Source organism: Bradyrhizobium altum (assembly GCF_020889705.1).
Classification (GTDB): domain Bacteria; phylum Pseudomonadota; class Alphaproteobacteria; order Rhizobiales; family Xanthobacteraceae; genus Bradyrhizobium; species Bradyrhizobium altum.
Genome location: NZ_JACMYP010000481.1, coordinates 1 through 3,004, shown reverse-complemented (window position 1 = coordinate 3,004; position 3,004 = coordinate 1). Strand labels below are relative to the sequence as shown.

Here is a 3,004-nt window from a genome sequence, read left to right as displayed (position 1 = left end):
CGATGTAGCCCGGCTCGAGCGCCGGGTCGCCGCGGATAACGGTCTCCGCCCAAGCTCCCGGGACTGTTTCCAAGATAACTGGGAAATCGTAGGTAGCCGGATTTATCATCGACAATGGCCGAAGCGGCAGCGGCGGGCTGCCCGGCCCGCGATCGAGGAGCAGGACTCCGAGGGAGGGGAGGGATTGTGTTAACATTCATGAACCATAGCGGCGATTCAAAGCTGAATTTCCCTGATGTGGGTCGTGCTACTGCCGAAATTCTGCGCAAGGTCGCGAATGCGCGGCGCATTTCACAACGTGATGCTGGTATGCTCCGCTGGGAGCGCCATTTGGAGTGCGCGCTACACTATATCGGCGAAAAATCACCGATCTATCAACTGACAACCAAGGAGAAGCTGAACGATGAAGGTTCTTTGCTTGTGGCATGCGACGGAAGCCGAGATCGATTTGATCAAGCAGAACGTGCCGCGTGGCACGGAAGTCGTGGCCCCGGAAGGAGAGTACTTTTCCCGCTTCGAGAGCACATACTCGGACCTGAAGCGCCACGCCGTCGACGCCGACGCGTTCATCGGCTGGACGCTTCCGGACGGCATTCTTGAAATCGCGGAAAAACTCAAGATCCTATCCTGGCTGCACACCGGCGTCGACGATCTCAGGAGAATGGGTGTGCTTGCGCTGGCGAAGCAACGCGGTTTCAAGGTGGCGAATGCCCGCGGCGCCAATGCGATTGCGGTTGCGGAGCAGGCGATGATGTTCCTGCTTGCCCTCGCGAAGAAGACCATACTCAAGAATGAAGCTTCGCGGGACAAGCGAAGGCTCTTCCCCCTGTTCGCAGACGAGTACCGATCGGCGATGCTGCATGGTCGCACAATCGGAATCATCGGGGTCGGGAGCATCGGGAGCCACATTGCCAAGCGTGCGAAGGCATTCGACATGCACGTTATCGGCGTGCGTCGCAACAAGGAGCGGCAGGTCGAATACGTCGATTCGATGCATGGAATGGACGAGCTGCATTCTGTGCTCGCGAAATGCGACTATATCGTCCTGGCGACTCCCAATACGGCTGAAACTTCCAGCTTCTTCGGCAAGCTAGAACTGGCTGCCATGAAACCGTCTGCCTTCCTAGTGAACATCGCCCGTGGCTCGCTGGTCCAGGAGAAGCCGCTTCACGAGGCGCTGACGTCCGGTCGCCTGCGCGGCTACGCGGCAGATGTCTGGCCGATGTACGATTTCGGTAAAACCTTTCCAATCAGCTGGGTACCCCGGCTGGAGATCCAGAAGCTTCCGAATGTCACCGGCTCCATCGACCAGGCGGCCAATGCGGACGACGTGCTCGAGCGGTATCTTGACTTGGGTACTCAGAACTTGGTGGAGTTTGCGACGGGAAAGTCGCTCACACGCGAGGTTAACCTAGACTTGGGTTACTAGGTCGCCCTTACGAATTCAGATCGTGGTGAGCCGCCGGTTCGAGTCCACGTGATTGAAAGCGGGCATCGGTGCCCGTTTTCTTGCGATTATAAGATCCGTGTTTGCGCAGTTCGTCATTCGATTTCGGTTGTGCGTCGATGGTCGCCGGCGGGATTGGATGGCAAGAGATAATCGCCAGAAGGACCTCTTGCGACCGGCGCTTGACCAGGTCATCAATATGCACTTCCGCTGGTGCGTAAGCGGTACGTCCAGGCCACGGCAGCTGGCTCCGGGTTGCTCGTCGATGCGGCTCACGGGCCAGTCGTAGACAAGCCTGCTGAGGACGTCATGCTAGCGGGCCGAGCGGTCGAACACTCCCGATCCTCAGCGGGAATGTCGGAGAACTTCTGGAGCGTTTGCGCGGTTCAAGCAGAAAGCGCACGCGCGAACGGGTGTCGATGTTCCGATTATTGTCATCCAGGAAACTGGACTGGACGGCTTCTGGATCCATCGCGTGCTGGATAGGGAGAGCATCGAAAGCCACGTAGTTGATCCTGCATCGATATTGACGTCACGCAGGCGCCGGCGAGCCGAGACCGATACCATCGACGGAGAAACATTGGTCCGTACCCTCATGGCCCATAAGCGGTCCGTACGCTTATGGCCCATAAGCGCGGGGAGCCTCGGGTGTGCGCCATGGTTAGGGCGCCAACTCCCCAGGAAGAGAGTCGCCGCCGGATCTGCCGCAAACGCAAGATCTTGCTGGCCAAGCGGATCGAACACGTCCACCGCGTCAAAGGTCTCCTATTCACCCAAGGGATCTGCGACTATGAACCTCTCCGTCGCAATTGCCGAAGGTGGCTGGATGAGGTGAAGACGAGTGAGGGCCGCGCCTTGCCTGCACATCTCAAGGCTCAGATTGTCCGCGAACTCGCTTGAGTTCGTCGTCATGCAGCTATCGAGGCCGAGCGGGACGCGTTGCTTGTGAGCATGCGCGCGAAAGCGTTCCAGCTCCACTGCCATGGTAAATCTGAAGGGAGTCAGCCCAGAGCACGCAGCGATCATCTGGTCCGAGGGACTGTTCCGCAGCTTTGCGAACCGGCGGCAAGTGGCGGCGTATGCCGGACTGGCCAACGCCTTGACAGAGTGGATCGGTTTGATCGCGAACAAGAGGTGTCCAAGGCAGGCTATCCGCGGCTGCGGACAGCGATGATACAGCTGGCTTGGTTATGGCGCGCTCGCGCGCAAGCGTCTCATCGCTTTATGGAAGTATGCTACTGCAGGAGTCGTCATCGAGGGAGCAGCAATGAAAGCCACCTCCTGACACTCTCCGACTAATCCAAATTCTCTAAGCTCCGAGATCTGATCAATCTCGGCAGATCCGGGTGGACGAACCGAACGCCGAATTGGATCACAAGCCCCATTTACGAGTATGGCTCGTCCTCCTGAGCCCGTCGCCCGACGTAAGCGAGATAATGGTGCAGCCGTAGCAGACGGCGACCGAATGTGAGTTTGAAGCGGCCTCAGAAACGGGCCGAATCATGCAAGGGCCAACCTCGGATCTGATACTGCGCGGGTTACACAATGCTCAGTTGA

1 protein-coding gene and 1 pseudogene are annotated in these 3,004 nt (G+C 58.4%); both read left to right on the top strand.

The window, feature by feature from the left end; all coding sequences use genetic code 11:
- Positions 1-403: 403 nt before the first annotated feature.
- On the top strand, positions 404-1,429 hold the full coding sequence (locus tag H8B02_RS46540) for an NAD(P)-dependent oxidoreductase (protein WP_229172410.1): 1,026 nt from the start codon (positions 404-406) through the stop codon (positions 1,427-1,429).
- Positions 1,430-1,788: 359 nt separating this feature from the next.
- Positions 1,789-2,732 (top strand): annotated as a pseudogene (locus H8B02_RS46535) (transposase); the annotation flags it as partial.
- Between the last annotated feature and the right edge of the window lie 272 nt (positions 2,733-3,004).